Genomic DNA, 23,043 nt, shown 5'->3' with positions numbered 1-23,043 from the left:
GGCTGGTGGAGTTCTGGGCGAGGACGAGACCGAGGGTGAACAGCTTCTGGGCTCCGACGCCGTGGGAGACGGGACGGCCGGCACCGTCGAGCTGGTCAACGCGCAGTCAGCCGGCCGTGTCCGTCGGCTCACCACCAAGTCCGGGGCGACCGCGCTCACGGCCGGGGTGTTGCACCACGGCGGTCTCCGTCGCGTTCATCTGGTGGTGCCCCTCGACGCGACCGCCGCCCCCACCGTCGGGGATGCGGTCCGCCGCTCGTCCGCCGGGGGCGGAACGGTCCGGTTGCGGCTCAGGTCACCGAACTCCCGGTCGTGCCCGGCCTTGGTTCGGGGCGGCCCGTAGTGCGCAGGCACCAGGACTGGTGAGCGGCTGGTCCGGGTGCACCAGGCCGAGACGGCTGCGGGGGACGATGCCCCGTCGGGGCGCCGCGGGGAAGTGTGGGAGGCGCGCGGGATCGCGCGCTTCCCTCTTGCCCAGTGGTGTCTGGAGTGATCAGCAGGTGACGACTTTCCTCTACCGGATCGGACGGTGGGCCTTCCGACGGCGCCGGCTCGTGGGCGGTCTGTGGCTGGGGGCCCTGGTGCTGGCCGTCGCCGCCGCCGCCACGGCGCCGGCCGGGGAGGAGGAGGAGCTCTCCATGCCCGGCACCGAGTCGCAGAAGGCGTTCGACCTGCTGGACGAGCGCTTCCCCCGGAGCAACTCCCAGGGTGCCGAGGCCCGCTTGGTGTTCCAGGCCCCGGAAGGGCAGCGGGTGACGGCCAGGGAGCACAGGGCGGCCGTCGAGGACACGCTCGGCTCGCTGGACGGGGGCGATCAGGTCGCGTCGACCACCGACCCCTACGAGACCGGTGCCGTCAGTGAGGACGGCACCATCGCCTACTCCACGATCACCTACACCGCGGACGCCGTCGACCTGACCGAACCGACGAAGAGCGCCCTCGAGGACGCCGCGGGCCGGGCCCGGGACGCGGGGCTGACCGTGGAGATCGGCGGCTCGGCCCTGGACGCGGAGGAGGAACCGGGCGGTACGACGGAGCTCATCGGCGTGTCGGTGGCGGCGGTGGTGCTGGTCCTCGCCCTCGGGTCGCTGGTCGCGGCCGGACTGTCACTGCTGACCGCCGTCGTGGGCGTGGCCGTCGCCTTCGGCCTGGTCTCCGCGCTGGCCGTCCCGCTGGGCCTGACGTCCACCGTCGCCGTCCTGGCGCTGATGCTGGGGCTGGCGGTCGGCATCGACTACGCGCTCTTCATCACCTCCCGCTTCCGTGACGAACGCGCCCGGGGCAGCGAGCCGGAGGAGGCCGCCGGCCGGGCGGTGGGCACGGCCGGGTCCGCCGTCGTCTTCGCCGGCGCGACCGTCTTCATCGCCCTGGTCGGGCTGGGGGTCGTCGGGATCCCCGAACTCACCAGGATGGGCCTGGGCGGCGCGGGCGCCGTGGCCCTTGCCGTACTGGTCGCGCTGACGCTGGTCCCCGCGTTGTTCGGCTTCTTCGGCCGGCGGGTGCTGTCCCGCGCCGTCCGCAGGGCCACCCGGCCGGGAAGCGAGCGCCCGCGCCCGGTGCCCACCGCGGTCGGCCGGCCCGGGCTCGGCACCCGCTGGGCGCGGTTCGTGCTGCGCCGGCCGGGGGCCGTGCTGGTGATCGCCGTACTCGGTCTCGGCGCCGCCGCCCTACCGGCGCTGAGCCTCGAACTCGGGCTGCCCGGAGACGAGTCCAAGTCGGTGGAGACCACCCAGCGCCGTGCCTACGACCTGCTGTCGGAAGGCTTCGGCCCCGGTTTCAACGGTCCGTTGACCGTGGTCGTGGACATGTCCGAGTCCGGGGACACCCGGGCCACCACGGACCTGGTCGTCAAGACCGTACGGGAAGTGGACGGGGTCGCGTCGGTCGGTGAGCCGGTTCTCAGCCGGACCGAGGACACGGCCGTCCTCACCGCCGTCCCGCGGACCGCGCCGAACAGCGGCGAGACCAAGGACCTGGTGCACGCGCTCCGGAACGCGGTCTCCGGCGTCGAGGCCGGCACGGGCGCCGCCGTCCTGGTGACCGGCGCCACCGCGATGAACATCGACATCTCCGAAGCCATGTCCGACGCCCTCATCCCCTACCTGACCGTGGTCATCGGCCTGGCGGTGCTCCTGCTGACGGTGGTCTTCCGCTCGGTCCTGGTCCCGGTCAAGGCCGCGCTCGGCTTCCTGTTGTCGGTGGGAGCCGCCTTCGGCGTCCTCGTCGTCGTCTTCCAGTGGGGCTGGGCGGCAGACCTGCTCGGCATCGAGCAGACCGGACCGGTCATGTCGCTGATGCCGATTCTGATCATCGGAATAGTCTTCGGCCTCGCCATGGATTACGAGGTCTTCCTCCTCACCCGGATGCGGGAGGCCTACGTCCACGGGGCGTCCCCCGGCGAGGCGATCGTCAGCGGTTTCCGGCACAGCGGACGTGTGGTGGCCGCGGCGGCGATCATCATGATCAGCGTGTTCGCCGGATTCGTCGGGATGAACAGCCCGACCATCCAGACGATGGGCGTCGGTCTGGCCGCCGCCGTCGCCTTCGACGCCTTCGTGGTCCGGATGGCGATCGCACCCGCGGTCCTGGCACTGCTCGGCCACCGGGCCTGGTGGCTGCCTCGTATCCTGAAGCGTGTGCTGCCGAATGTCGATATCGAGGGCGAGGCACTGAGCAGGAGCGTCCCGGCCTGCGCGACCGGGCCCGACACAGCGGTGCGGCGGTTCCCCGTCGGCCGGGACTGAGCCGGCCATGACGAACACGGGTGGCGGTGGCCCGCGACCGCGCGGCGCGTGGTGGCGGGAGGCGGCGATCACGGCGACGGCGTTCGCGTTCTGCCTGCTCGGCGGGGTGATGCAGGTCGACGACACGCTGTCGGCGCCGCCTGCCGCCGCCTACGTCATCGCCGTGGTGTCCTGTGCCGTGCTGCCGGTGCGGCACCGGGCACCCCTGGCCGCCCTGGCGGCCACGACCGCGGTCGGCGTGCTGGTGCCGCCCCTGGGTCTCCTCCTCACCCCGCTCATCGTGGCCCCCGCCGTGATCACCGCCTACTCCTGCTCGCTCGCCGCGCGCACCGAACGGCGCGCGGCGGGCCCGGTGTTGCTCGCTTCCGCGGCGCTGGTCGCCTCCGTCCCCCTGTTCGGGGACTTCTCGTGGAAGGACGCGAGCAGGATGGGAGTGGTGGCGGTTTTCCCGCTGGTGGCCGGCGTGCTCGGCCACTCGGTGCGCAACCGACGGGCCTACCTGGCGGCCGTGGAGGAGCGGGCCCGGCGGGCCGAGGAGAGCCGGGACAGCGAGGCACGCCGGAGGGTGGCCGAGGAACGGGTGCGCATCGCCCGGGAACTGCACGACCTGGTGGCCCATCAGATCACCCTGGCCAACGCGCAGGCCACGGTCGCCGCCCACTTCTTCGACGCCCGCCCGGAGCAGAGCCGCAAGAGCCTCGAGGAGCTCGTCGGGACCACCGCCGACGCGCTCGACGACCTGCGGGCCACGGTCGGTCTGCTGCGTCAGTCCGGGGACGCGGCCACGCCCGCCGAACCGGCGCCCGGGCTGTCCCGGCTCCCTGCGCTCCTCGAGTCCTTCCGCCGCGCGGGTCTGGAGGTGTCGGTGCACCAGGAGGGCACGGCGAGGCCGCTGCCGCCGGGAGTGGACCTCACCGCCTACCGCATCGTCCAGGAGGCCCTGACCAACGTGACCAAGCACGCCGGCACCGGTGGCGCCCGGGTGCGCCTCGCCTGGGACCGCGATCGCGTGACCATCACCGTCGCCGACGACGGGAAGGGTTCTCGTACGGCGTCGGCCGCGTCCCCGGGGCCGAGTGCGTCCACCGTGCCGGACCGCCCGCCCGGTCACGGTCTGATCGGGATGCGGGAACGTGCCACCGCGGTCGGGGGGCACCTCTCCGCGGGCAGGCGCCCGGAGGGCGGTTTCCTCGTCTCCGCCCAGCTGCCCCTCCCACCCGCCAAGGACACGACGCGCAGGCCTGACGGGGCAACAACCACCGGGGGACGAATGCCGGACGCGGTGACAGGTGACGGACGGACGGGTGACGGAGAGGCCGGGGACGCGCCGTGACGCTCAGGGTGCTGCTCGCGGACGACCAGGCCCTGCTGCGCGGTGCCTTCCGGATGCTTCTCGACAGCGCCGACGACATCACCGTGGTCGGCGAGGCCGGCGACGGCAGGGAGGCGGTCAGACTCACCCGGGAGCTGCGTCCGGACGTGGTGGTCATGGACATCCGCATGCCCGAGGTGGACGGTCTCACCGCCACGGCTGAGATCTGCGCGGATCCGGAACTGCGTGCCAGCCGCATCCTGATCCTCACCACGTACGAGACCGACGAGTACGTCGCCCAGGCGCTGCGCGCGGGGGCCGCCGGCTTCATCGGCAAAGGCATCGGGGCCGCGGACCTGGCGGACGCCGTGCGTACGGTCGCCGACGGCGACACCCTTCTGTCCCCCGCCGCCACCCGTTCCCTGGTCGCCCGCTTCCTGGCCACACCGGAGGCAGTCCCGCCGCACGGCTCCGAACGGCTCGCCGTCCTCACCCCGCGTGAACGCGAGATGGTGGCCCTGGTCGCGACCGGCCTGTCCAACCAGGAGATCGCCGAGCGGATGTTCCTCAGCCCCTTCACCGTCCGCGCCCACGTACAGCGCGCCATGACGAAGCTGGAGGCCCGCGACCGGGCGCAACTCGTCGTCATCGCCTACCGGACGGGCCTGGCCCACGCCGCTCCCGACGACGGCACCGGCCACCTGTCGTAGTCCGATACCGGGAGCCCCTCGCGGGACGGTCCGCCAGGACCGTCCCGCCCCCGCGCCGTCCCGGGACGCTTCCCCTCCCCAGGGCGTTGACCAGTGGCGATGGGGAAGTCCGGCTGACGTGTCAGGTCACGGCACCGGGGCGAACTCGGGCAGCGCAAGGGCCGAGTGGGCCGGTCGTGCCGGTGCGGAGGGCATGGTGCCGAGGTCACGCAGCATGGTGTTGCGTTGCTCCAGGGCCCTTGCCGTGGTGGGGAGGAGCGTGGCCGCACCGTTGTCGGCCAGCGCCTGATTCACGGCTACGAACTCGCGGAGGCCGCGTTCGTAGCCGGCGAAGGCCGCGGTGTGGTCCCGGTGCGAGGCCAGGGCGTTGGCGAGCATGTAGGCACCGACCAGCGCGAGGCTCGAGCCTTGTCCGGTGAGGAACGAGGGCGCGTACGCGGCGTCGCCGACGAGCGCGACGCGGCCGCTGGACCAGCGGGGCATGCGGATCTGACCGGCCGTGTCGAAGAACAGGTCATCCGCGTCGCGCATGGCGTCGACCATGCGAGGCACCTCCCATCCCGCGCCTGCGAAGGCCGTGGCGACCAGGTCCCGCTGGGCGTCGGGGTCCCGGAGGGCGTCGACCGGCGGCTGTGGTCGGTGGAAGTTCAGGAAGGCGTGCAGCTCGCCGCCGTCCCCGACGGCGTAGAGGGCCGCGGTTTTCCCCGGGGCGTTCCACACCGTGACCTCGTGGGAGAGCCCGAGGGTGTTCGGCATGGTGAACAGGGCGAAGCAGTGGCCGAGATAGCGGTGGAACTGTCCTTCCGGGCCGAACAGGGACTCCCGGGTGTGCGAGTGCAGACCGTCGGCGCCGACCACCAGGTCGAACGTGCGCCGCCGCCCACTGCGGAAAGTGACGTCGACCCCTTGCCCGGACCGGTCGAGGGTGGCGATGGAGTCGCCGAACAGGAATTCCACGTCGTCGCGGACCCTCGCGTGGAGGATCGCGGCCAGATCGCCCCGACGCACCTCGAGGTCCTGTCCCTCGGCACCGCCCGCGACGGCACGCGGGGTGAGCGAGGCCACTTCACTGCCATCGGCGTCGAGGAAGACGCAGCGGCGCGTGTCGATGTGAGCGTCCCGCAGTTGCGACAGTATCCCCATTCGCCGGACCACCTCCGTCGCGGTACCGCGGATGTCGATCGGGTGACCACCCTCGCGCAGTGCGCCTGCCTTCTCCACCACGGTGACCGCGCATCCGGACCGGTGCAGCCAGTACGCCAGCGCGGGTCCGGAGACACTGGCCCCGGAGATCAGGACGCTGCGCTTCCCGGTGGTGCTCACGTTCATCGACGGACCGGCAGGTGTCATGCCTGGACTCCTTTTCTCGTGACACGGACAACGAGCAGTGACAACGCGGCGACGAGGCCGGCGACGGCGAACCCCGTGACGAAGGCCGGTTCAGTCGGCCGGCCCGTCATCGGCTCGGCCCCGGCGTCGAGGATCGCGCCGGCGACCTGGACGCCCAGGGCGACGCCGATCACGCGAGTGACCACGAGCAGGCCGGTGGCGATGCCGACGTCCTTGGTCTCGACGGCGGTGGCGGTGCCGGCGAGCAGCGCCGTGGTACCGACGCCCGCGGCGAACGCGGTCAGCGCCTTCGCGAGGACGAGCTGCCATTCCGCGGTGTGCAGCGACGCCAGGGCGATCATCGTGGCCGCCGTGACGACGGCGCCCACGACGACCACGGCGCGCGGACCGAAACGCCGCGCCGCGACCCCGCCGACCGAATCGCTCACCGCCCCGGCGACGGCGCCGGGCAGCAGGAACAGTCCGATGTCGGTGGTGCCGGCTCCGAAGCCGTATCCGTCGGCCGATACCGCGAACAGCTGAGGGAGGAGGAAGAGCACCATCCCGGAACTGGTGGCGATGACGAGGGTGAGCACACACGCGTGCCACATCGCGGGCTTCGCCAGCATGCGCAGATCGACCATCGGCGAGGCCGCCCGGCGCTCGACGACGACCCACCCGGTCGCGAGGGCGGCCACGACCACCGCGACGGCGCCGACCGCGAGTGGCGGCACGCCGCCGTCCCTCGTCACCGTCACGAGCCCGAGCATGAACGCGAGCAACGTGCCACTCAGCAGAACCGCGCCGGGCCAGTCGATCCCGTCGTCTGACCGGATCGGCGGATCATGGGGCATCAGCCGGGTCACGACCAGCGTCGTCACGGTGATCGCGATCGTCGGCAGCACGAACATCCACTGCCAGGACAGTCCTTCCGCGATCGGCCCGGCAAGCAGCGTTCCCACCATGCTGCCGCCCGTGAACAGCGCGACGACCAGCCCGATCGCCGCCTGCGACTCTCCTGGCGTGAGGTGTTTGCGCACCAGGATGAAGGAGAGGGGCAGCGCACCCACCATGACGCCCTGCAATACCTGACCGAGCAACAGCACCGGCAGGTTCGGCGCCAGGCCGGCCGTCAGACCACCGGCCGAGACCACGGCCATCAGCCGGACCAGCACCCGCTTTCCGCCGTAGCGGTCGCCGAGTTTGCCCGCGACGGGGGTGACGGCCGCGCCGGTGATGAGTAACGCGTTGCCGATCAGAGCACCTTCGGCAGGACTGACCCCCAGTTCACGTTGCAGCAGCGGAAGGGCGGGCTCCACCACTGACTGCAGGGTGCCGAGGGCGAGCGCCAGGATGCCGAGGGCACCGATCGACAGCCACCCGAGGCGGACCGGGGAGACCACGGCTTCGGATGCGGGCGTCGTCCTCACCGGCGCTCGTCCAGCAGGTCGAACGCCTTCTGCGACTCGGTGCCGGGCATGGAGAGCTCCTCCTCCTCCCCGGCCGGCGCCGTGGCGGCGGCGGCGACGGCCAGCACCAGGGCCCCCAGCCACAGACCGCCCACGAGCCGGCGCCGTCGGAAGGCCCACCGTCCGATCCGGTAGAGGAAAGTCGTCACCTGCTGATCACTCCAGACACCACTGGGCAAGAGGGAAGCGCGCGATCCCGCGCGCCTCCCACACTTCCCCGCGGCGCCCCGACGGGGCATCGTCCCCCGCAGCCGTCTCGGCCTGGTGCACCCGGACCAGCCGCTCACCAGTCCTGGTGCCTGCGCACTACGGGCCGCCCCGAACCAAGGCCGGGCACGACGAGGACCGCCACGCGTCAGGGCCCCGGGTGGGCGGTCGTGAGGGTGGAGGTCATCAGGTCAGAGGGACGCGGAGGAAGCGGGCGGCGGTGTGGAGGTCGGATTCGATGCGGGCGGCCGTCTCCCGCAGGGCGGGCAGGAGGTGCTCGACGCATTCCTCCACCGAGCGGCGGGCCACGTGGGTCGCCGCGTTCACCGCGGCCACCACCCGGCCCGTGCGGTCGCGTACCGGGACCGCGATCGCGCGCAGGCCCTCCTCCCACTCCTGGTCGACCAGGGCGTAGCCCTCGGTGCGGACCCCGGCCAGGACGCGGGCCAGCGCCGCCGGGTCCGTGAGCGTGTACGGGGTCAGGGGGCGGAGGCCGGTCACCGTGCGGTCCGGCTCCGGGACGTCCGCCAGGAGGACCCGGCCCAGGGACGTCGCGTGCGCCGGGAGGCGCGTGCCCACGGTGATGTCGACGCTCATCACGCGGGGCGTGGTCGCCCTGGCCGTGTACTGGATCTTCGTACCCCCGTCCACCAGGACCGCCAGCGACGCCGACTCGTGGACGCGGTGCGCCAGCGCGGCCAGGTGGGGCTCGGCGATCCGCGGGAGGGTGATGCGGGACAGGGGAGGGAAGCCCAGGGAGAGGACGCGGGGGGTCGGGGTGAACCTGCCCTCCCGTGACGTCACCAGGCCCTCGTGTTCGTAGGTGATCAGTGCCCGGCGGGCGGTGGCCCGGGCCAGGCCCGTCGCCTTCGCCACCTCGGTGAGGGTCAGCTCCGCCCTGCCCTCGCCGAAGGCGGTCAGGACCGTCAGGCCGCGCGCCAGTGACTCCACGAAGTCCCGGCCCAGCTCCTGCTTCGACGCGCCCGTCCAGAGCGCCAGGCCCGAGGGGGCCGGGTCGGGGGTGGGGGGAGGAGCGGTGCGCAGGTCCTGTTCCATGTCCGTCACCGCGGCGCGCAGGCGGGGGAGCAGGGTGTCGCGCAGGTCCTGCGCCGTGTGGCGGCTGGTGTGGCTCACCACGCTGGCCGCGCAGGCCGTCCGGCCGGTACGGGGATCGCGTACCGGGACCGAGACGGCGACCAGGCCCGGCTCGATCAACTGGTCGTCCAGGGACCAGCCGGTCCGCGCGGCCGCTTCCGTCCGGCGCTCGAAGTCCTCGTCGGGGGTGGGGTGTTCACACGGCGGTACGGCCGGGAAGGTGCGGTCCCGCGGGTCCGCCGCGCGTCGTGTCCGCCAGCCCTGCCATTCCCGCGGTGTCCACTCGGCGGCGAACAGCGGTCCCGGTGCGGTGCGTTCGGCCGGGAGCAGGTCGCCGATGCGGAAGCCGAGGGACAGCGCGCGGCGGCGGGTCGCCTGGTGGATGAAGCGGATGCCGTCGCGGTCGGCGACCGCCAGCGACACGGACTCGTCCAACTCGTCGGCCAGGGCGTCCGCGCGGGCGGACAGCAGCGCCGGCAGGCGCAGCGCGGCCAGGTAGGCGTTGCCCAGCTCCATCAGGCGGGGGGCGAGGGCGACGTCCCGGCCGTCGACGCGGACGTATCCCGTGCGGGCGAGGGTGGACGTGATCCGGTCGACGGTGGAGCGGGGGAGACCGGTGGCCCGTTGCAGCGCGCTCAGGCTCAGTGTGCCGTCCGTGCGGCCGGTGCCGGTCGTCGCCTCGGTCAGGCGGCGCAGTACGGCGATTCCGCGCAGCAGCGGGGTGACCGCCTCGGCCGGGGGGCCGGCCTGCTGCGGGGCGTCGTGCGGGGTGTGGGCGGGCATCGGTTCTCCGGTACGGCGATCGCGGCAGGCCCACGGTAGTCGCGGCGGGCGGTGCCGTTCATTCCGTGCCGTCCGTCCTCTCCCCTCCTCTTCCGTGTTCGCTCGTCCCGCCCTCTCCCGTCCTCTTCCGTATCCGCTCGTTGCGGCCTTCCTGTCCTTCCCGTTGTTCTCCCCGTTCTCCTCGCCTCAGCCTCCGCCTCAGCTCTGTGAGTCCTGTGGTTTCCGTGTCACCCGCACCCGGTACTTCTCCTCGCCCTTTCCGTCCGTGTCCGCCGCCACCACCGTCACCCGGATCCCCGCCCGCCGGTCCACGAAGCTCTCGCCCGGTGTGAACGTCGCGTCCGACAGCTCCGCGTGGACGTTCGGGCTGCGGGTGCAGCCGCCGCTGTCGCGGCGGGAGTCGTAGACGGTGATCGGGCCCATGCCCGTGTCCACGTCCGCGTCGACCTTGTAGATCAGCACCCCCGGACGGCACACCACCTCGTCGTTGCCCGCGCGGGTGCGCAGTTCGACGGCGTAGCCGGACTCTTCGTCCAGGGGGACGAAGACGAGTTTCGGGCCGCCCGCCTCCGCCAGGGGCGTCAGGGTGTACTCCCTCGCTCCCGGGTCCGCCGCGCAGCCGACCTGGGCCGCGTCCAGCCAGCCCAGCTTCCACTTGTGCCAGGCGAGGAGGTCGTTGTTGGCGCCCCAGTCCTCGCTCATGATGTCCCAGTGGCCGACCGCGCCGCCGCCCTCGGCGGTGTACAGGTCGGGCAGGCCGAAGACGTGGCCGTTCTCGTGCGGCAGGACGCGGTAGCCGGTGCGGTCGTAGGAGCCGGAGCCGTCGTCCTGCCGGGAGTAGACGAAGGACGCGTTGGCGACCGGGATGCCGTCCGCGCTCGGGGCCTCGGTGTTGCCGGCGAAGGTGACGGACAGGACCGTGTCGAGGGCGGGCGGGCCGGCGTTGGGGGTGACCAGCACGTTCAGCAGGTCGTACTCCTGGAAGTCCACCTCGGGGTCGGCCGCCGCCACGATGTCGCGGACCAGTTCGCGGTAGCCGGGGTCGAAGGGGGCGCCGCGTTCTATGCCGTAGGCGCGGAAGGGCCGGGGCATGCGCAGCCAGTCGGGGACGGGGATCTCGGGGCGGTAGTCGAGACGGCCGTAGGAGCTGGTGCGGAACCACTCCCGGGTCTGCGGGAAGAACTCCCCGTAGCGGTCGAGGGCGTCGCCCTCGCCGTGCGCGTCGGGGAAGTCGATCATCAGGGTGAGGGCGCGGACGGTGCCGGTGGAGCGGGTGTACCCGGGAGGCGTCGGGATGCCCTCGGACATCTGGACCTCGCGGCTGCTGCTGATCATGCAGGGGCGGTGCGCGGCGGAGCGGGACAGGGGGCTCGCTCCGGCGCCGGCGGCCGAGGTGCCGGGGGAGAGGTGGCCGTTGCCGGACGAGGTGGCGACGGCGAGGGTCAGGGCGGTCACGGAGGTCAGGGCGGCCAGGCGGCGCGGGGATATCCGGCGTCGGCTCGGCTGCGGCTGCATGCGGGGACCTCCGCTCCACACGGCAGCCGCCGGTCTCCGGCTGCACCCTCCCGATCACCCTGCGTCGCCGGGTGCGCGGACGCTCGCTGGAGGGGCCGATCGTGGGTCACCCCCGGGAATCCGCGGGCGAGGGGGTGTGAGGCGTGTCACAGGGAATGTCTTCGAGGCGGGAAATAACCGGGGATCGTTTCCCCGTTTAGACCTGTGTCCGCGCGAAACGGGGAATCCCTCCCCGGATCCTCCGGATCGTTGCGGAAGCGACAACCGACAAGCCACGGCAACCGAGGAGTGCACCGTGCAGACCGCCACCCCCGTACCGCGCAAGGCGCCCCGGCCCCGCGCCGACGCCCTGCGCAACCGGGAGCGGATCGTCACCGCCGCCCGGGAGATGTTCGTCGAGTTCGGCCCCGACGTGCCGCTCGACGAGATCGCCCGCCGGGCCGGCGTCGGCAACGCCACGGTGTACCGCAACTTCCCCGACCGCGACGCGCTGGTGCGCGAGGTCGTCTGCTCCGTGATGGACCGTACGGTGCGGGCGGCCGAGCTGGCGCTCACCGAGACCGGGGATGCCTTCGAAGCGCTGGAGCGCTTCGCGCACACCGCCGCCGACGAGCGGATCAGCGCACTGTGCCCGATGGTCTCCAGCACCTTCGACCAGCACCACCCCGACCTGGTGGACGCGCGCCGGCGCGCCGAGGACCTCGTCGCGCAGCTCATGGACCGCGCCAAGGCGGCCGGTCAGCTCCGTGCCGACGTGGAGTACGGCGACCTGATGGTGGGTGTCGCCCAGTTGAGCCGGCCCCCGGCCGGCACCGGCTGCATGAGCGCCGACCGCTTCGTCCACCGCCATCTGCAGCTGTTCCTGGACGGGATGCGGGCTCCGGCCCGGACCGTCCTGCCGGGCGCGGCCGTGACCGTGGAGGATCTGCGCAGCTGAGCGACAGCGAACCCTGACGCACATACGCCGACGCACATACGCCCGCCCGCCCGGATGACGGGCACCGATTCCAGCGGCCGTCCCCGAGGACGCGTCGCTCCCTGACGACACCCTTTTTTCCGTTACAGAGTCCCGATTTCCGTCACGAAGTCCCGAAGTGGGTACCCCCATGTCTGAAACAGTCTCAGCGGCGCCCGGAAAGGCCCTCGGCGCCTCCGGCTCCCCCGACGCCAATCGCTGGAGAGCGCTCGTGTTCATCGCGATCGCCCAGCTGATGGTCGTCCTGGACGCCACCATCGTGAACATCGCCCTGCCCTCCGCCCAGCAGGACCTGGGCATCTCGGACGGCAACCGCCAGTGGGTCGTCACCGCCTACGCCCTCGCCTTCGGCGGACTGCTGCTGTTCGGCGGGCGGATGGCCGACCTGTGGGGCCGCAAGCGGGCCTTCGTGCTCGGTCTGGGCGGTTTCGCCGCGGCCTCCGCGCTCGGTGGCGCGGCCACCAACGAGGCCATGATGTTCGGTGCCCGCGCGCTGCAGGGCGTGTTCGGCGCGCTGCTCGCGCCCGCCGCGCTGTCCCTGCTCGCGGTGATGTTCACCGACGGCAAGGAGCGCGCCAAGGCGTTCGGCATCTACGGCGCGATCGCCGGTGGCGGTGGCGCCGTCGGCCTGATCCTCGGCGGTTTCCTCACCGAGTACCTGGACTGGCGCTGGACGTTCTACGTGAACATCCCGTTCGCCGTCGTCGCCGCGGCCGGCGCGTACTTCGTCATCCGTGAGCCGGCCGGCGGCCGCAACCGCTCGCCGCTGGACGTCCCCGGCGTGGTGCTCTCCACCCTGGGCCTGGTCGGGCTGGTCTACGGCTTCACCCGCGCCGAGTCCGAGGGCTGGAGCGACTCGCTGACCATCGGCATGTTCGTCGCCTCCGCCGTGCTGCTCGCCGCCTTCGTGCTGGTCGAGTCCAAGGTCAAGGCGCCGCTGCTGCCGCTGCGGGTGGTCACCGAGCGCAACCGCGGCGGGGTCTACCTCTCGCTCGGCCTCGCGATCATCGCGATGTTCGGCCTGTTCCTCTTCCTGACGTACTACCTGCAGATCGTGAAGGGGTACTCGCCGGTCAAGACCGGGTTCGCCTTCCTGCCGATGATCGCGGGCATGATCACGGGCTCCACCCAGATCGGCACCCGCCTGATGACCCGGGTCGCGCCCCGGCTGCTGATGGGCCCCGGCTTCCTGGTCGCCGCCCTCGGCATGCTGCTGCTGACCCGGATGGAGATCGACTCCTCGTACACGGCCCTGCTGCTGCCGGCGATGCTGCTGCTCGGCCTCGGCATGGGTACGGCGTTCATGCCGGCCATGTCCCTGGCCACCCAGGGCGTCGAGCCCCGGGACTCCGGGGTCGCCTCCGCGATGGTCAACACCTCGCAGCAGGTGGGCGGCGCGATCGGCACGGCCCTGCTGAACACGATCGCGGCCTCCGCCACCACGTCCTACATCGCCGACCACCTCGGTGGTGCCACGAGCCGGTCCCAGCAGCAGCTGGTCCAGCTCCAGGGGCAGGTGCAGGGCTACACCAGCGCGATCTGGTTCGCCGTCGGGATCCTGGTCGTGGCCGCGGCCATCGCCCTGACCCTGGTCAACGCCGGCCGGCCGGGCGGCACCGCGGTCGCCTCGTCCTCGGAGTCCTCGGACGGGACCGCCCGGGACGAGGTGGCGGTGCCGGTGGTCGCCCACTGACGGTTCCGGACCCGGCCGTCGTCCGCTGACGGTCCCGGTCCGTACGTACCCCTTCCGTACGTACCCCTTCGGGCCACCCGTGCGGACGAGGAAGGGGACGCCTCGTCCGCACGGATTCCCCGGACCTGCCCCGGCTCCCGCCTCGTCAGCGGAGCCAGGGCAGGTCCGCACCCGCTTCGCTCGGCTCGAGTCCCTCGGCGATGATCCGCATGATCTCGCCGAGGGACTCCTGCTGTTCCGGGGTGAGCCGGTCGAAGACCGCCTGGCGCACGGCGTCCACGTGACCGGGCGCGTGCCGGCGCAGCACCTCGTGGCCCTCGTCCGTCAGCACCGCGAACTGGCCCCGCTTGTCGGAGGGGCAGTCCTCCCGGCGCACCCAGCCGCTCTTCTCCAGGCGGGCGACGGCGTGCGAGAGGCGGGAGCGGGTGATCTTCGCCGACTTCGCCAGTTCCGTCATCCGCAGCCGCCGGTGCGGGGACTCGGCGAGTTTGACCAGCAGGCCGTAATAGATGTGCGGCATTCCCGCGTCACGCTGGAGCTGGCGGTCGAGGTGGTCCTCCAGGAGGGTGGTGGCCTCGATGTACGAGCGCCAGACGCGCTGCTCCTGGTCGGTGAGCCAGCGGGGTTCGTCGGCGCGTGCCGGTTCGGGTGCCGTCTTCATGTACTCCACTGTACGTCCGGCCTTCTTGAATTTTAAACAAATAGGACGTAGGGTCGGCGGCAGAAGTTGATAGTTCAAGCAAGTCTGCCGGTCCGCACCACCGGAGGGAGTCGCCGTCATGACCGCCGCCACTCAGGAGCGCATGCCCGCGCTCTACCTCAGTCACGGCGCCCCGCCCCTGGCCGACGACCCGGTCTGGCCCGGCGAACTGGCCGCCTGGTCCGCGGCGCTGCCCCGCCCGAAGGCGATCCTCGTCGTCTCCGCCCACTGGGAGGAGGCCCCGCTCGCCCTCGGCGCCACCGAGACGGTCCCCCTCGTTCACGACTTCTGGGGCTTCCCCGAGCACTACTACCGGGTGACCTACGGCGCCCCCGGCGCCCCCGCGCTCGCCGACTCGGTGCGCAAGCTGCTGCGCGCGCCCGGCACGCCCGTGCAGGACGTCCCCGGCCGGGGCCTGGACCACGGCGCCTACGTCCCGCTGGTCGAGATGTTCCCCGAGGCCGACATCCCGGTGCTCCAGGTGTCCATGCCGACCCTCGACCCGGTGCGGCTGATGGAGATCGGGCGCCGGCTCGCGCCGCTGCGCGACGAGGGCGTGCTGATCATCGGCTCCGGGTTCTTCACCCACAACCTGGCCGCACTGCGGCAGGGCGGCGTCCCGGCCTGGTCGGCGGAGTTCGACGACTGGGGGCGGCGGGCGCTGGAGTCCGGCGACGTGGACGCGCTGCTCGACTTCACCCGCACGTCCCCGGCCGGCCCGCTCGCCCACCCGCGCACCGAGCACTTCGCACCGCTCTTCGTCACCATGGGTGCCGCGGACGCCGTCGGTGAGCTCGGGGAACAGAAGTCCGTGATCGACGGGTTCTGGATGGGGCTGGCGAAGCGGTCGGTGCAGTTCGGCTGAGCGGCCGGGCCGCCGGGCGTGCCGTGCCGGGCCGGCCGCCCGGGCGGCTAGAGCTCCTTCTCGTACCAGGCCACGTCCCACCAGCGGCCGAACTTGCGGCCCACCTCCCGGTACGTGCCGACGTGCCGGAAGCCGAAGCGCTCGTGGAGCCGCGTCGAGGCCTCGTTCGGCTGGGCGATGCCCGCGTAGGCGCGGTGCAGGTCCTCGCCGGCCAGGGCCGCGAAGAGGGCCTCGTAGAGCAGCGTGCCGATGCCGCGCCGGCCGGCGTCCGGGGCGGCGTAGACCGTCGTCTCCACCGAGGTCGCGTAGGCGGGCTTGGCGCGGAACGGGCTGGACGTGGCGTAGCCCAGGATCCGCCGGGGGTCGGCGCCCGTGGCAACCATCAGGCGGTACGGGCCGTCTACAGGGTGGGAGAGCAGCCAGGGGCGGCGTTCTTCCGGAGTGAAGGGCACGGTGTCGAATGTGACTGCCGTCTCACGCACGTAGTGGTTGTACAGGTCGGTGAGGGCCTCCAGGTCCCCCTCCGCTCCCGGCCTGACCTGGACCTCTGCACGCTCCGGCATGGCCTCGCCTCCCTGTGTGGGCGGACAGGGTACTGCATGATCAGAAAAATTGGCGGGCGGGTTGGGAATTCTGTCCTGATTCCAGTCGTTGTTTCCCACGGATGCAGGGCACCCGAGCAGAGTCCGGAAGGGCCTGACGAACGTGCCGAGCGTCCGCAGGACCACCCGCTGACCTCACATCGCAAGGGAGCACGCATGGCAACCCGTGCCGTCGCCCGTCGTCAGTCCGCCGCCGGCGAGACGGTCGACTCGGCAAGCAGTGTTCGCGCCCACAGCGGCGAGATCGCCGATCGCGACCTGGTCGGCATGTACCTCGACGAGATAGCGCGCACACCGCTGCTCGACGCCGCCAAGGAGGTCGAGCTGTCCCAGATCATCGAGGCGGGTGTGTTCGCGCGGCAGATCCTCGACGGGTACGAGGAGAACAAGACCGGAGCCACCCCCGAGGAGCTCCAGGCCCTGGTCGACGAGGCCGAGCGGGCCAAGGACGTCTTCATCCGCTCCAACCTCCGCCTGGTCGTCGCCGTGGCCCGCCGCTACCCCCGCAGCGGTCTGCCGCTCCTCGACCTGATCCAGGAGGGCAACGCCGGTCTGGTGCGCGCGGTCGAGAAGTTCGACTACCGCAAGGGCTTCAAGTTCTCGACGTACGCCACCTGGTGGATCCGTCAGGCCATCACGCGGTCCATAGCCGACCAGTCGCGCACCATCCGCCTGCCCGTCCACCTCGTGGAGGAGCTCGGCCGGATCCGGCGCGTGCAGCGCGAGTTCAACCGTGAGCACGGCCGTGAGCCGGAGCCCGCGGAGATCGCCGCCGAGCTCGGCTCGACGCCCGAGCGCGTCACCGACGTGCTCGACTGGGCCCGCGACCCGGTCTCGCTGAACATGTCGGTGGACGACGAGGGCGAGACCCAGTTCGGCGACCTCCTGGAGGACACGTCGGCGGTGTCGCCGGAGCAGTCGGTGCTGACGCTGCTGCGCAGCGAGGAGCTGGACGACCTGATCGGCCGCCTCGACCAGCGCACGGCCTCCATCATCAAGATGCGCTACGGCATCGAGGACGGCCGGGAGCGCACGCTGACCGAGGTCGGCAAGGAGCACGGCCTGACCCGTGAGCGCATCCGCCAGATCGAGAAGCACGCGCTGCTGGAGCTGAAGAAGCTGGCCCGCGACACCGGGTTCGACGCGGCGGCGTGACACCGCCGCGCGGACCGCGGGGGCGTACCATCGCCGCACGACGACGCGGGAGAGGCGGGCCGCACGCCCGCCCCGGCCGCGTACGCCGGGTGGCGAAAGACCGCGCAAAACATGGCGGTTCCACGCCGCTTCAACCCGTCGGCCCCTGGGAAAAAGAACTCCGAGCCCAGGAGTCCGGGCCTCGGAGCCCCGGCTTCCGGCCCGCCCGAGCCGCACCACCCCGAGCCACGTCCCGACGCACACCCCCCCGGCGCCGGGACCTTCCAGAGCCGGGTTCGGCGCCCTTCCCCCCGGGCGCCGGGCCCGGCTTCTTCCTGTCCGGGCACGTGCCGGCGCGACTGGAGGGCGGGCCACCCCGAACCTGAACCCCGGGGTGGCCCGCCGGATGGCAGATTCTGCCACATGGGCATAGCCTGCCGGGCGTGAGCAGCACCACCCCGACAACCCCTTCCCCGCCTCCCGCGTCCGGTCCCGTGACATCGCTGACCGAGCGGCGCAAGGCCGAGACCCGTATGGAGATCGCCCGCGCGGCGGCCGCCCTCTTCGTCCGGCAGGGCCTGCGGGCCACCCGCGCCGAGGACATCGCCCAGGCGGCCGGTGTCGCGCCGCGCACCTTCTACCGGTACTTCGCCGGCAAGGAGGAGGCCGTCGGCCCGCTCTACGCGACCGGCGCCCAGCGCTGGGTGGAGGCGGTGCGCGCCGCTCCCGCGGAGGTTCCCCTGCCGCAGGCCCTGGAGGACGCCGTGCGCCACACGCTGACGCCCGGCCGCGGGGTGTCGGCGGCCTCCTGGGAGTGGGTGCGCACCCTGATCCGGCTGGCCGAGGAGAACCCGTCCCTGCGCAGGGTGTGGGCCGAGGTGTGCCAGGCGTCGGAGCGGAGCCTGGCGGAGGTGCTGGCGGAGCGGGTGGGGGCCGACCGCGCGCCGGGCGGGTGGGCGAGAGGCGAGAAGAACGAGAGAGGCGAGAAGGATGAGAGAGGCGAGAGGGGCGATGGGACGCCGGCGGGGCAGGTGACGGCCGGCCGACTCCCGTACGGTTCCGACAACGTTGCCGCCCTGGCCCGGCTGCGCTTCGCCGCCGCCGTCGCCGGTTCCGCCGTGCGCGCCGCCATGGAGGCCTGGGCGGCGGGCGACGCTCCCCCCGAGGGCCCGCGGGGGCCGGCGGCACTGGCGTCGGCCAACCTCGCGGCGCTACGGGACTTCCCCTGGGGGGACTGGACGGCGGACGCGTGACACAAGCGGCGGGCCGCAGCGCCTCAACGCCCCGTCCGTCCCGCCGCCTTGCTCAGCCGTTCCCCCAACTGCCTGACCTGCTCCACCAGTTCGGCGGGCTCCTGCACGGTGAAGTCGTGGCCGAGCATCGCCAGCCGCACCGCCATCCAGTCCTTGGCGTCGCTCACCGTCGCGCGCAGCCGGCAGCTCCGCTCGTCCAGCGGCTCGGGCCGGCCCAGCCATCCCGGCAGCCGGGCCGCGACGACCTCGGCCGGTGCGGCGAAGGTGACGACGAGGTCGTACGACTCCTGCGCCCGGTGCATGGAGCGCCGCAGGTACTCCGCCGCGCTCCCGGTCGGCAGCTCCCTCGGGGTGAACCGCGCCCCGGTCGCGAACGGCTCGCTCACCCGGTCCACGCGGAACGTGCGCCAGTCGGCGCGGTCGAGGTCGTAGGCCACGAGGTACCAGCGCCGCCCGGTCGACACCAGCCGGTACGGCTCCGTCAGGCGCCGGGATTCGGTGCCGTCGGCCGCGCGGTAGGCGAACCGCAGCCGCTCGTGCCCGGCCACCGTGGAGGCCATGACGGTCAGCGTCTCGGGGGCGATGCTCGGCCCGTCGCCGCTGGTCAGCGGGGTGGTCGCGGCCTGGAGGGTGCTGACCCGGTGGCGCAGCCGGGCGGGCAGCACCTGCTCCAGCTTGGCCAGCGCCCGCACGGACGCCTCGTCCACGCCCTCCAGCGCGTGTCCGGCGCCGGCCCGCAGCCCGACCGCGATGGCCACCGCCTCCTCGTCGTCGAGCACCAGCGGCGGCAGCGCCTTGCCGGCGACCAGCCGGTAGCCGCCGTCCGAGCCGAGGGTCGCCTGCACGGGATAGCCGAGCTCCCGCAGGCGGTCGATGTCCCGCCGGATGGTGCGCCGGGAGACCCCGAGCCGCCCGGCCAGCTCGCCGCCGGGCCACTCGCGGGGTGTCTGGAGGAGGGAGAGGAGCTGGAGGAGCCGGGCGGGGGTGTCGGTCGTCATCGTTCCGTCTCCCTTGTGAGTCCGGACTTGCGCGTCCGGTCTTGTGTCCGGTCTCGTGTCCGGTCTTGTGTGTCCGATCCGGTGGTCCCGGGGTCCGGCGTCATGGGATCGAGAATGCCGCAGAAGTAGGACACGATCTGGCCTAGTAGGGTCATAACTTCGCGGCATGACCTCCACCGAGACCCCGCATGCACCACAGCCCGTCGCGGGCGACCGTCGCCGCTGGTTCGCCCTGGCGATCGTGATGACCGCGGCCTTCATGGACCTCGTCGACGTCACGATCGTCAACATCGCGATCCCGACGATCCAGCGCGACGAGGGCGCCACCTTCAGCCAGATCCAGTGGATCACCGCGGGTTACGCGCTCGCCTTCGCCGCCGGACTCGTCACCGGCGGCCGGCTCGGTGACATCCACGGCCGCAAGCGGATCTTCCTCATCGGCATCGGCGGCTTCACCCTCGCCTCCGCGCTGTGCGGCCTCGCCGTGAACCCGGAGATGCTGGTCGCCTCCCGCATCCTGCAGGGCGCCATGGCGGCGCTGATGGTGCCGCAGGTGCTGTCGATCGTGCACGCGACCTTCCCGGCGCACGAACGCGGCAAGGTGTTCGGGCTGTTCGGCGCGATCGTCGGTCTGGGCGCGGTCTCCGGGCCGCTGCTCGGCGCGCTGCTGATGGAGTGGAACCTGTTCGGGCTCGCATGGCGGCCGATCTTCCTGATCAACCTGCCGGTCGGCGTCGCGGGCCTGATCCTCGGCGGCCGCTTCATCACCGAGTCGAAGGCCACGCGCGCCCTGAAGCTGGACCTCGTCGGCGTGGCGCTGGTGACGCTGGGCCTGCTGATGCTGCTCTACCCGCTCACCCACGGCCGCGAGCTGGGCTGGCCGCTGTGGGGGTACGGGTCGATGGCCGGCGCGCTCGTGGTCTTCGCGGCGCTGGTGGCGTACGAGCGGACCAAGAGCGCGCGGGACGGCTCGCCGCTGATCGAGCTGTCGCTGTTCCGGGTGAAGAGCTTCGCGGCGGGCATCGCGGTGCAGACGGTGTTCGGCCTCGGCCTCGGCATCTTCTTCCTGGTCTGGATGCTGTACATGCAGATCGGCCTGGGCTGGAGCGTGCTGCGCACCGGGCTGACCGGCGTGCCCTTCTCCGTCGCCGTCTCCGCGGCGGCCGGGGTGTCGGTGCAGATGCTGGTCCCGCGCTACGGACGCAAGGTGCTCCAGGCGGGCGCGCTGGTGATGGCGGCCGGAGTGCTGATCTACATCTGGGAGGCCGGGCGCTACGGACTGTCCATCACCTCCTGGCAGATGGCGCTCCCGCTCGTCGTCATGGGCATCGGCATGGGACTGATCGTCGCCCCGCTGACCGACGCGGTGCTGTCCGAGGTGCCGCGGGAGCACGCCGGGGCGGCGTCGGGGCTGATCAACACCGTGCAGCAGATGGGCAACGCGCTGGGGCTGGGCCTGGTGTCGGTGGTGTTCTTCGGCGTGATCGACGAGCGGCTCGCACCGGCCGAGGTCGGCCCGGCGTTCGCGGACGGCTTCCAGCACGCGCTGGGCTGGGTGGCCGCGGTGCTGGGCCTGATCTTCCTGCTGATGTTCGCCCTGCCGAAGCGCCCGGCGCGGCCCGTGGAGGGGGCCGGGGCCGAGGCCGCCCCGGCGGTGGAGAGGGAGCGCGAGCTGGTGTCCTGAGCCCGCGGCCCTCACCGACGGAAGGGTCCGGCACCCGCGGGTCACGGGGTGCCGGGCCCTTCCGGCATGACCGGGCAGGGGAGACGGACAGGGATACGGAAAAGGAGAACGGACACAATCAGACGCCCGGTCATGCCCGAATCGGCCCGTGGCTGTTTACTTTCCGGACATTCGGTCGTACGCTCCGAGCAAAACAACACGTTCGGGCATGGTCGGAGGCAAGCGGACATGTACGCACCGGAGCGTCAGCAGGAGATTCTGCGGCTCGCCCGCGACAGCGGCCGGGTGGACGTGGTCTCGCTGGCCGAGCAGTTCCAGGTGACGGCCGAGACCATCCGCCGGGACCTGAAGACCCTCGACCGCGCCGGCCTGGTCCGCCGGGTGCACGGCGGGGCCATCCCCGCCGTCCGCCTCGACTTCGAGCCGGACCTCGCCGAGCGCGAGACGACCGCGGCCGACGAGAAGGACCGCATCGCCAAGGCCGCCCTCGCCGAACTCCCCGGCGACGGCACGGTGATCGTCGACGCCGGATCCACGGTGGCACGGCTGGCCGCCTCGTTCCCGGGGGAACTCTCCCTCACCGTCGTCACCCACAGCCTGCCCGTCGCGGCCCGCCTCGCCGACCACCCCGGCATCCAGCTCCACCTCGTCGGGGGCCGCGTACGGCACCGCACGCGCGCCGCCGTCGACGCCTGGGCGCTGCGCGCGTACGGCGAGATCCGCGCGGACGTGCTGTTCGTGGCCACCAACGGCTTCTCCGCCGAACACGGCCTGACCACCCCCGACCTCGCCGAGGCCGCGGTGAAGCGCGCGGCGATGGCCGCCGCCCGCCGCGTGGTGCTGCTCGCCGACTCCTCCAAGCACGCCCAGGAGCACTTCGCCCGCTTCGGCGACCTGAGCGACGTGGACCTGCTGATCACCGACAGCGGGCTGAGCCCGGACGACGCCGCCGCGATCGAGCGCGGCGGCACGGAAGTGGTACGCGCATGATCCTCACCGTCACCCCCAACCCCTCCCTGGACCGCACGTACGAGGTCCCCTCGCTGGACCGGGGCGAGGTCGTCCGGGCCACCGGCGAGCGCGTGGACCCCGGCGGCAAGGGGGTCAACGTCTCGCGCGCCGTCGCGGCGGCGGGCCGGCGCACGGTGGCCGTCCTGCCCCTGGGCGGCGCACCGGGCGCCCTGGTCGCCGATCTCCTCGACGCGCAGGGCATCGAGGTGGCGCCGGTCCCGATCGCCGGGGCCACCCGCTCCAACATCGCGCTCGCCGAGGCGGACGGCGTCCTGACGAAGATCAACGCACCGGGCCCGGAACTGACGGCGGCCGAGCAGGAACTGCTCCTGGAGACGGTGCGGCGGCAGTCGCGGGACGCGGCCTGGATCGCCTGCTGCGGCAGCCTGCCGCGCGGACTCGCGCCCTCCTGGTACGCCGAACTGGTCGCGCGGGCCCACGCCGCCGGCGTGCGCATCGCCCTGGACACCTCCGGACCGGCGCTGCTCGCGGCCCTGCGGGAGCGGCCCGACGTGGTGAAGCCGAACGCCGAGGAACTCGCCGGGGCCGTGGGGCGCCCGCTGACCACCGTGGGCGACGCGGTGAAGGCCGCCGAGGAACTGCGCCGGACGGGCGCGGCGGCCGTCCTCGCCAGCCTGGGCGCCGACGGACAGCTGCTCGTGGACGAGGACGGCGTCTGGTTCGGCACCGCGACGGTGGACGCCGTCCGCAGCAACGTGGGCGCGGGCGACTCCTCGCTGGCCGGCTTCCTCGTCGCCGGCGGACGCGGACCGGAGGCGCTCGCCTCCGCGGTCGCACACGGAGCGGCGGCCGTCCGGCTGCCCGGCAGCGTGATGCCGGCACCGGGCGACCTGGACCCGGCCGCGGTGACCGTCACGGCGGACGTGCCGGTGGACCGCGTACTGAAGGAGCCGGTGTCATGAACGCCCGTACGACCGCCGGCCGGCAGCTCCGTGCCGCCGC

General features: G+C 72.7%; 19 protein-coding genes and 1 pseudogene. 12 read left to right on the top strand and 8 right to left on the bottom strand.

All coding sequences use genetic code 11. The features are described 5' to 3' along the window. The 4 genes from RIM90_RS01660 to RIM90_RS01645 all read left to right on the top strand — a co-directional run. The coding region (locus RIM90_RS01660; RefSeq protein ID WP_309058678.1) for a hypothetical protein at positions 1 to 343 on the top strand (343 nt) is incomplete at its 5' end. A 157-nt stretch (positions 344 to 500) separates the two neighbouring features. Further along, on the top strand, positions 501 to 2,744 hold the full coding sequence (locus RIM90_RS01655) for an MMPL family transporter (protein ID WP_309058677.1): 2,244 nt from the start codon (positions 501 to 503) through the stop codon (positions 2,742 to 2,744). A gap of 7 nt (positions 2,745 to 2,751) precedes the next feature. Then, positions 2,752 to 4,077, top strand: coding sequence for a sensor histidine kinase (locus tag RIM90_RS01650; RefSeq protein WP_309058676.1), 1,326 nt, complete (start codon positions 2,752 to 2,754; stop codon positions 4,075 to 4,077). After that, a complete protein-coding gene (locus RIM90_RS01645) occupies positions 4,074 to 4,766 on the top strand; it encodes a response regulator transcription factor (protein WP_309058675.1) in 693 nt (230 codons plus the stop codon). Before RIM90_RS01650 ends, RIM90_RS01645 begins: the two co-directional genes overlap by 4 nt. A 126-nt stretch (positions 4,767 to 4,892) precedes the next feature. Here the strand turns inward: RIM90_RS01645 and RIM90_RS01640 are convergent, their stop codons facing one another. The 5 genes and pseudogenes from RIM90_RS01640 to RIM90_RS01620 form a co-directional block, all read right to left on the bottom strand. Further along, complete coding sequence (locus tag RIM90_RS01640) at positions 4,893 to 6,116, bottom strand: FAD-dependent monooxygenase (protein ID WP_309058674.1); 1,224 nt, start codon at positions 6,114 to 6,116, stop codon at positions 4,893 to 4,895. Next, positions 6,113 to 7,498, bottom strand: coding sequence for an MFS transporter (locus RIM90_RS01635; RefSeq protein ID WP_309058673.1), 1,386 nt, complete (start codon positions 7,496 to 7,498; stop codon positions 6,113 to 6,115). The genes RIM90_RS01640 and RIM90_RS01635 overlap by 4 nt, the downstream gene beginning before the upstream one ends. Before the next feature lie 29 nt (positions 7,499 to 7,527). Next, positions 7,528 to 7,713 (bottom strand): annotated as a pseudogene (locus RIM90_RS01630) (hypothetical protein); the annotation flags it as partial. 244 nt (positions 7,714 to 7,957) lie between these two features. Further along, positions 7,958 to 9,649 (bottom strand): IclR family transcriptional regulator C-terminal domain-containing protein, encoded by a 1,692-nt coding sequence (locus RIM90_RS01625; RefSeq protein WP_309058672.1) that lies wholly within the window; start codon positions 9,647 to 9,649, stop codon positions 7,958 to 7,960. 198 nt (positions 9,650 to 9,847) lie between these two features. After that, positions 9,848 to 11,164 (bottom strand): M6 family metalloprotease domain-containing protein, encoded by a 1,317-nt coding sequence (locus RIM90_RS01620; protein ID WP_309058671.1) that lies wholly within the window; start codon positions 11,162 to 11,164, stop codon positions 9,848 to 9,850. 295 nt (positions 11,165 to 11,459) lie between these two features. Here RIM90_RS01620 and RIM90_RS01615 point away from each other — a divergent pair, with 295 nt between their 5' ends. Both RIM90_RS01615 and RIM90_RS01610 read left to right on the top strand, forming a co-directional pair. After that, positions 11,460 to 12,101, top strand: coding sequence for a helix-turn-helix domain-containing protein (locus tag RIM90_RS01615; RefSeq protein ID WP_309058670.1), 642 nt, complete (start codon positions 11,460 to 11,462; stop codon positions 12,099 to 12,101). Between the two features lie 169 nt (positions 12,102 to 12,270). Then, positions 12,271 to 13,833 (top strand): MFS transporter, encoded by a 1,563-nt coding sequence (locus RIM90_RS01610; RefSeq protein ID WP_309058669.1) that lies wholly within the window; start codon positions 12,271 to 12,273, stop codon positions 13,831 to 13,833. A gap of 145 nt (positions 13,834 to 13,978) precedes the next feature. Here RIM90_RS01610 and RIM90_RS01605 read toward each other — a convergent pair whose 3' ends face one another. Continuing rightward, positions 13,979 to 14,494: a MarR family transcriptional regulator gene (locus RIM90_RS01605; RefSeq protein WP_309058668.1), complete on the bottom strand. Its 516-nt coding sequence runs from the start codon at positions 14,492 to 14,494 to the stop codon at positions 13,979 to 13,981. A 142-nt stretch (positions 14,495 to 14,636) separates the two neighbouring features. Between RIM90_RS01605 and RIM90_RS01600 the strand changes: the two genes are divergently transcribed. Beyond that, complete coding sequence (locus RIM90_RS01600) at positions 14,637 to 15,398, top strand: class III extradiol ring-cleavage dioxygenase (RefSeq protein WP_309058680.1); 762 nt, start codon at positions 14,637 to 14,639, stop codon at positions 15,396 to 15,398. Positions 15,399 to 15,445: 47 nt separating this feature from the next. Here the strand turns inward: RIM90_RS01600 and RIM90_RS01595 are convergent, their stop codons facing one another. Beyond that, positions 15,446 to 15,961 (bottom strand): N-acetyltransferase family protein, encoded by a 516-nt coding sequence (locus RIM90_RS01595; RefSeq protein WP_309058667.1) that lies wholly within the window; start codon positions 15,959 to 15,961, stop codon positions 15,446 to 15,448. Between the two features lie 195 nt (positions 15,962 to 16,156). Here RIM90_RS01595 and RIM90_RS01590 point away from each other — a divergent pair, with 195 nt between their 5' ends. Next, the gene (locus RIM90_RS01590; protein ID WP_309058666.1) at positions 16,157 to 17,155 is read left to right on the top strand and encodes a sigma-70 family RNA polymerase sigma factor; all 999 of its coding nucleotides are present in this window, start codon (positions 16,157 to 16,159) and stop codon (positions 17,153 to 17,155) included. Positions 17,156 to 17,577: 422 nt separating this feature from the next. Further along, positions 17,578 to 18,387: a TetR family transcriptional regulator gene (locus RIM90_RS01585; protein WP_309058665.1), complete on the top strand. Its 810-nt coding sequence runs from the start codon at positions 17,578 to 17,580 to the stop codon at positions 18,385 to 18,387. A 23-nt stretch (positions 18,388 to 18,410) separates the two neighbouring features. Here the strand turns inward: RIM90_RS01585 and RIM90_RS01580 are convergent, their stop codons facing one another. Further along, positions 18,411 to 19,385, bottom strand: a complete 975-nt coding sequence (locus RIM90_RS01580) for a YafY family protein (protein WP_309058664.1) — start codon at positions 19,383 to 19,385, stop codon at positions 18,411 to 18,413. Between the two features lie 166 nt (positions 19,386 to 19,551). On the opposite strand from RIM90_RS01580, the gene RIM90_RS01575 reads away from it, so the two are divergent. The 3 genes from RIM90_RS01575 to pfkB all read left to right on the top strand — a co-directional run bounded on the left by RIM90_RS01575 (position 19,552) and on the right by pfkB (position 23,003). After that, entirely contained in the window at positions 19,552 to 21,069 is a 1,518-nt protein-coding gene (locus RIM90_RS01575; RefSeq protein WP_309058663.1) for an MFS transporter, read from the top strand. Between the two features lie 228 nt (positions 21,070 to 21,297). Continuing rightward, positions 21,298 to 22,059 (top strand): DeoR/GlpR family DNA-binding transcription regulator, encoded by a 762-nt coding sequence (locus RIM90_RS01570; RefSeq protein ID WP_309058662.1) that lies wholly within the window; start codon positions 21,298 to 21,300, stop codon positions 22,057 to 22,059. Further along, complete coding sequence (pfkB, locus tag RIM90_RS01565; protein WP_309058661.1) at positions 22,056 to 23,003, top strand: 1-phosphofructokinase; 948 nt, start codon at positions 22,056 to 22,058, stop codon at positions 23,001 to 23,003. The genes RIM90_RS01570 and pfkB overlap by 4 nt, the downstream gene beginning before the upstream one ends. Positions 23,004 to 23,043: the final 40 nt, after the last annotated feature.

Source organism: Streptomyces sp., assembly GCF_031181555.1.
Taxonomy (GTDB): Bacteria; Actinomycetota; Actinomycetes; order Streptomycetales; family Streptomycetaceae; genus Streptomyces; species Streptomyces fimbriatus.
Note: the sequence above shows the minus strand (reverse complement) of the source record. Positions and strands in the feature narration are given on the sequence as shown.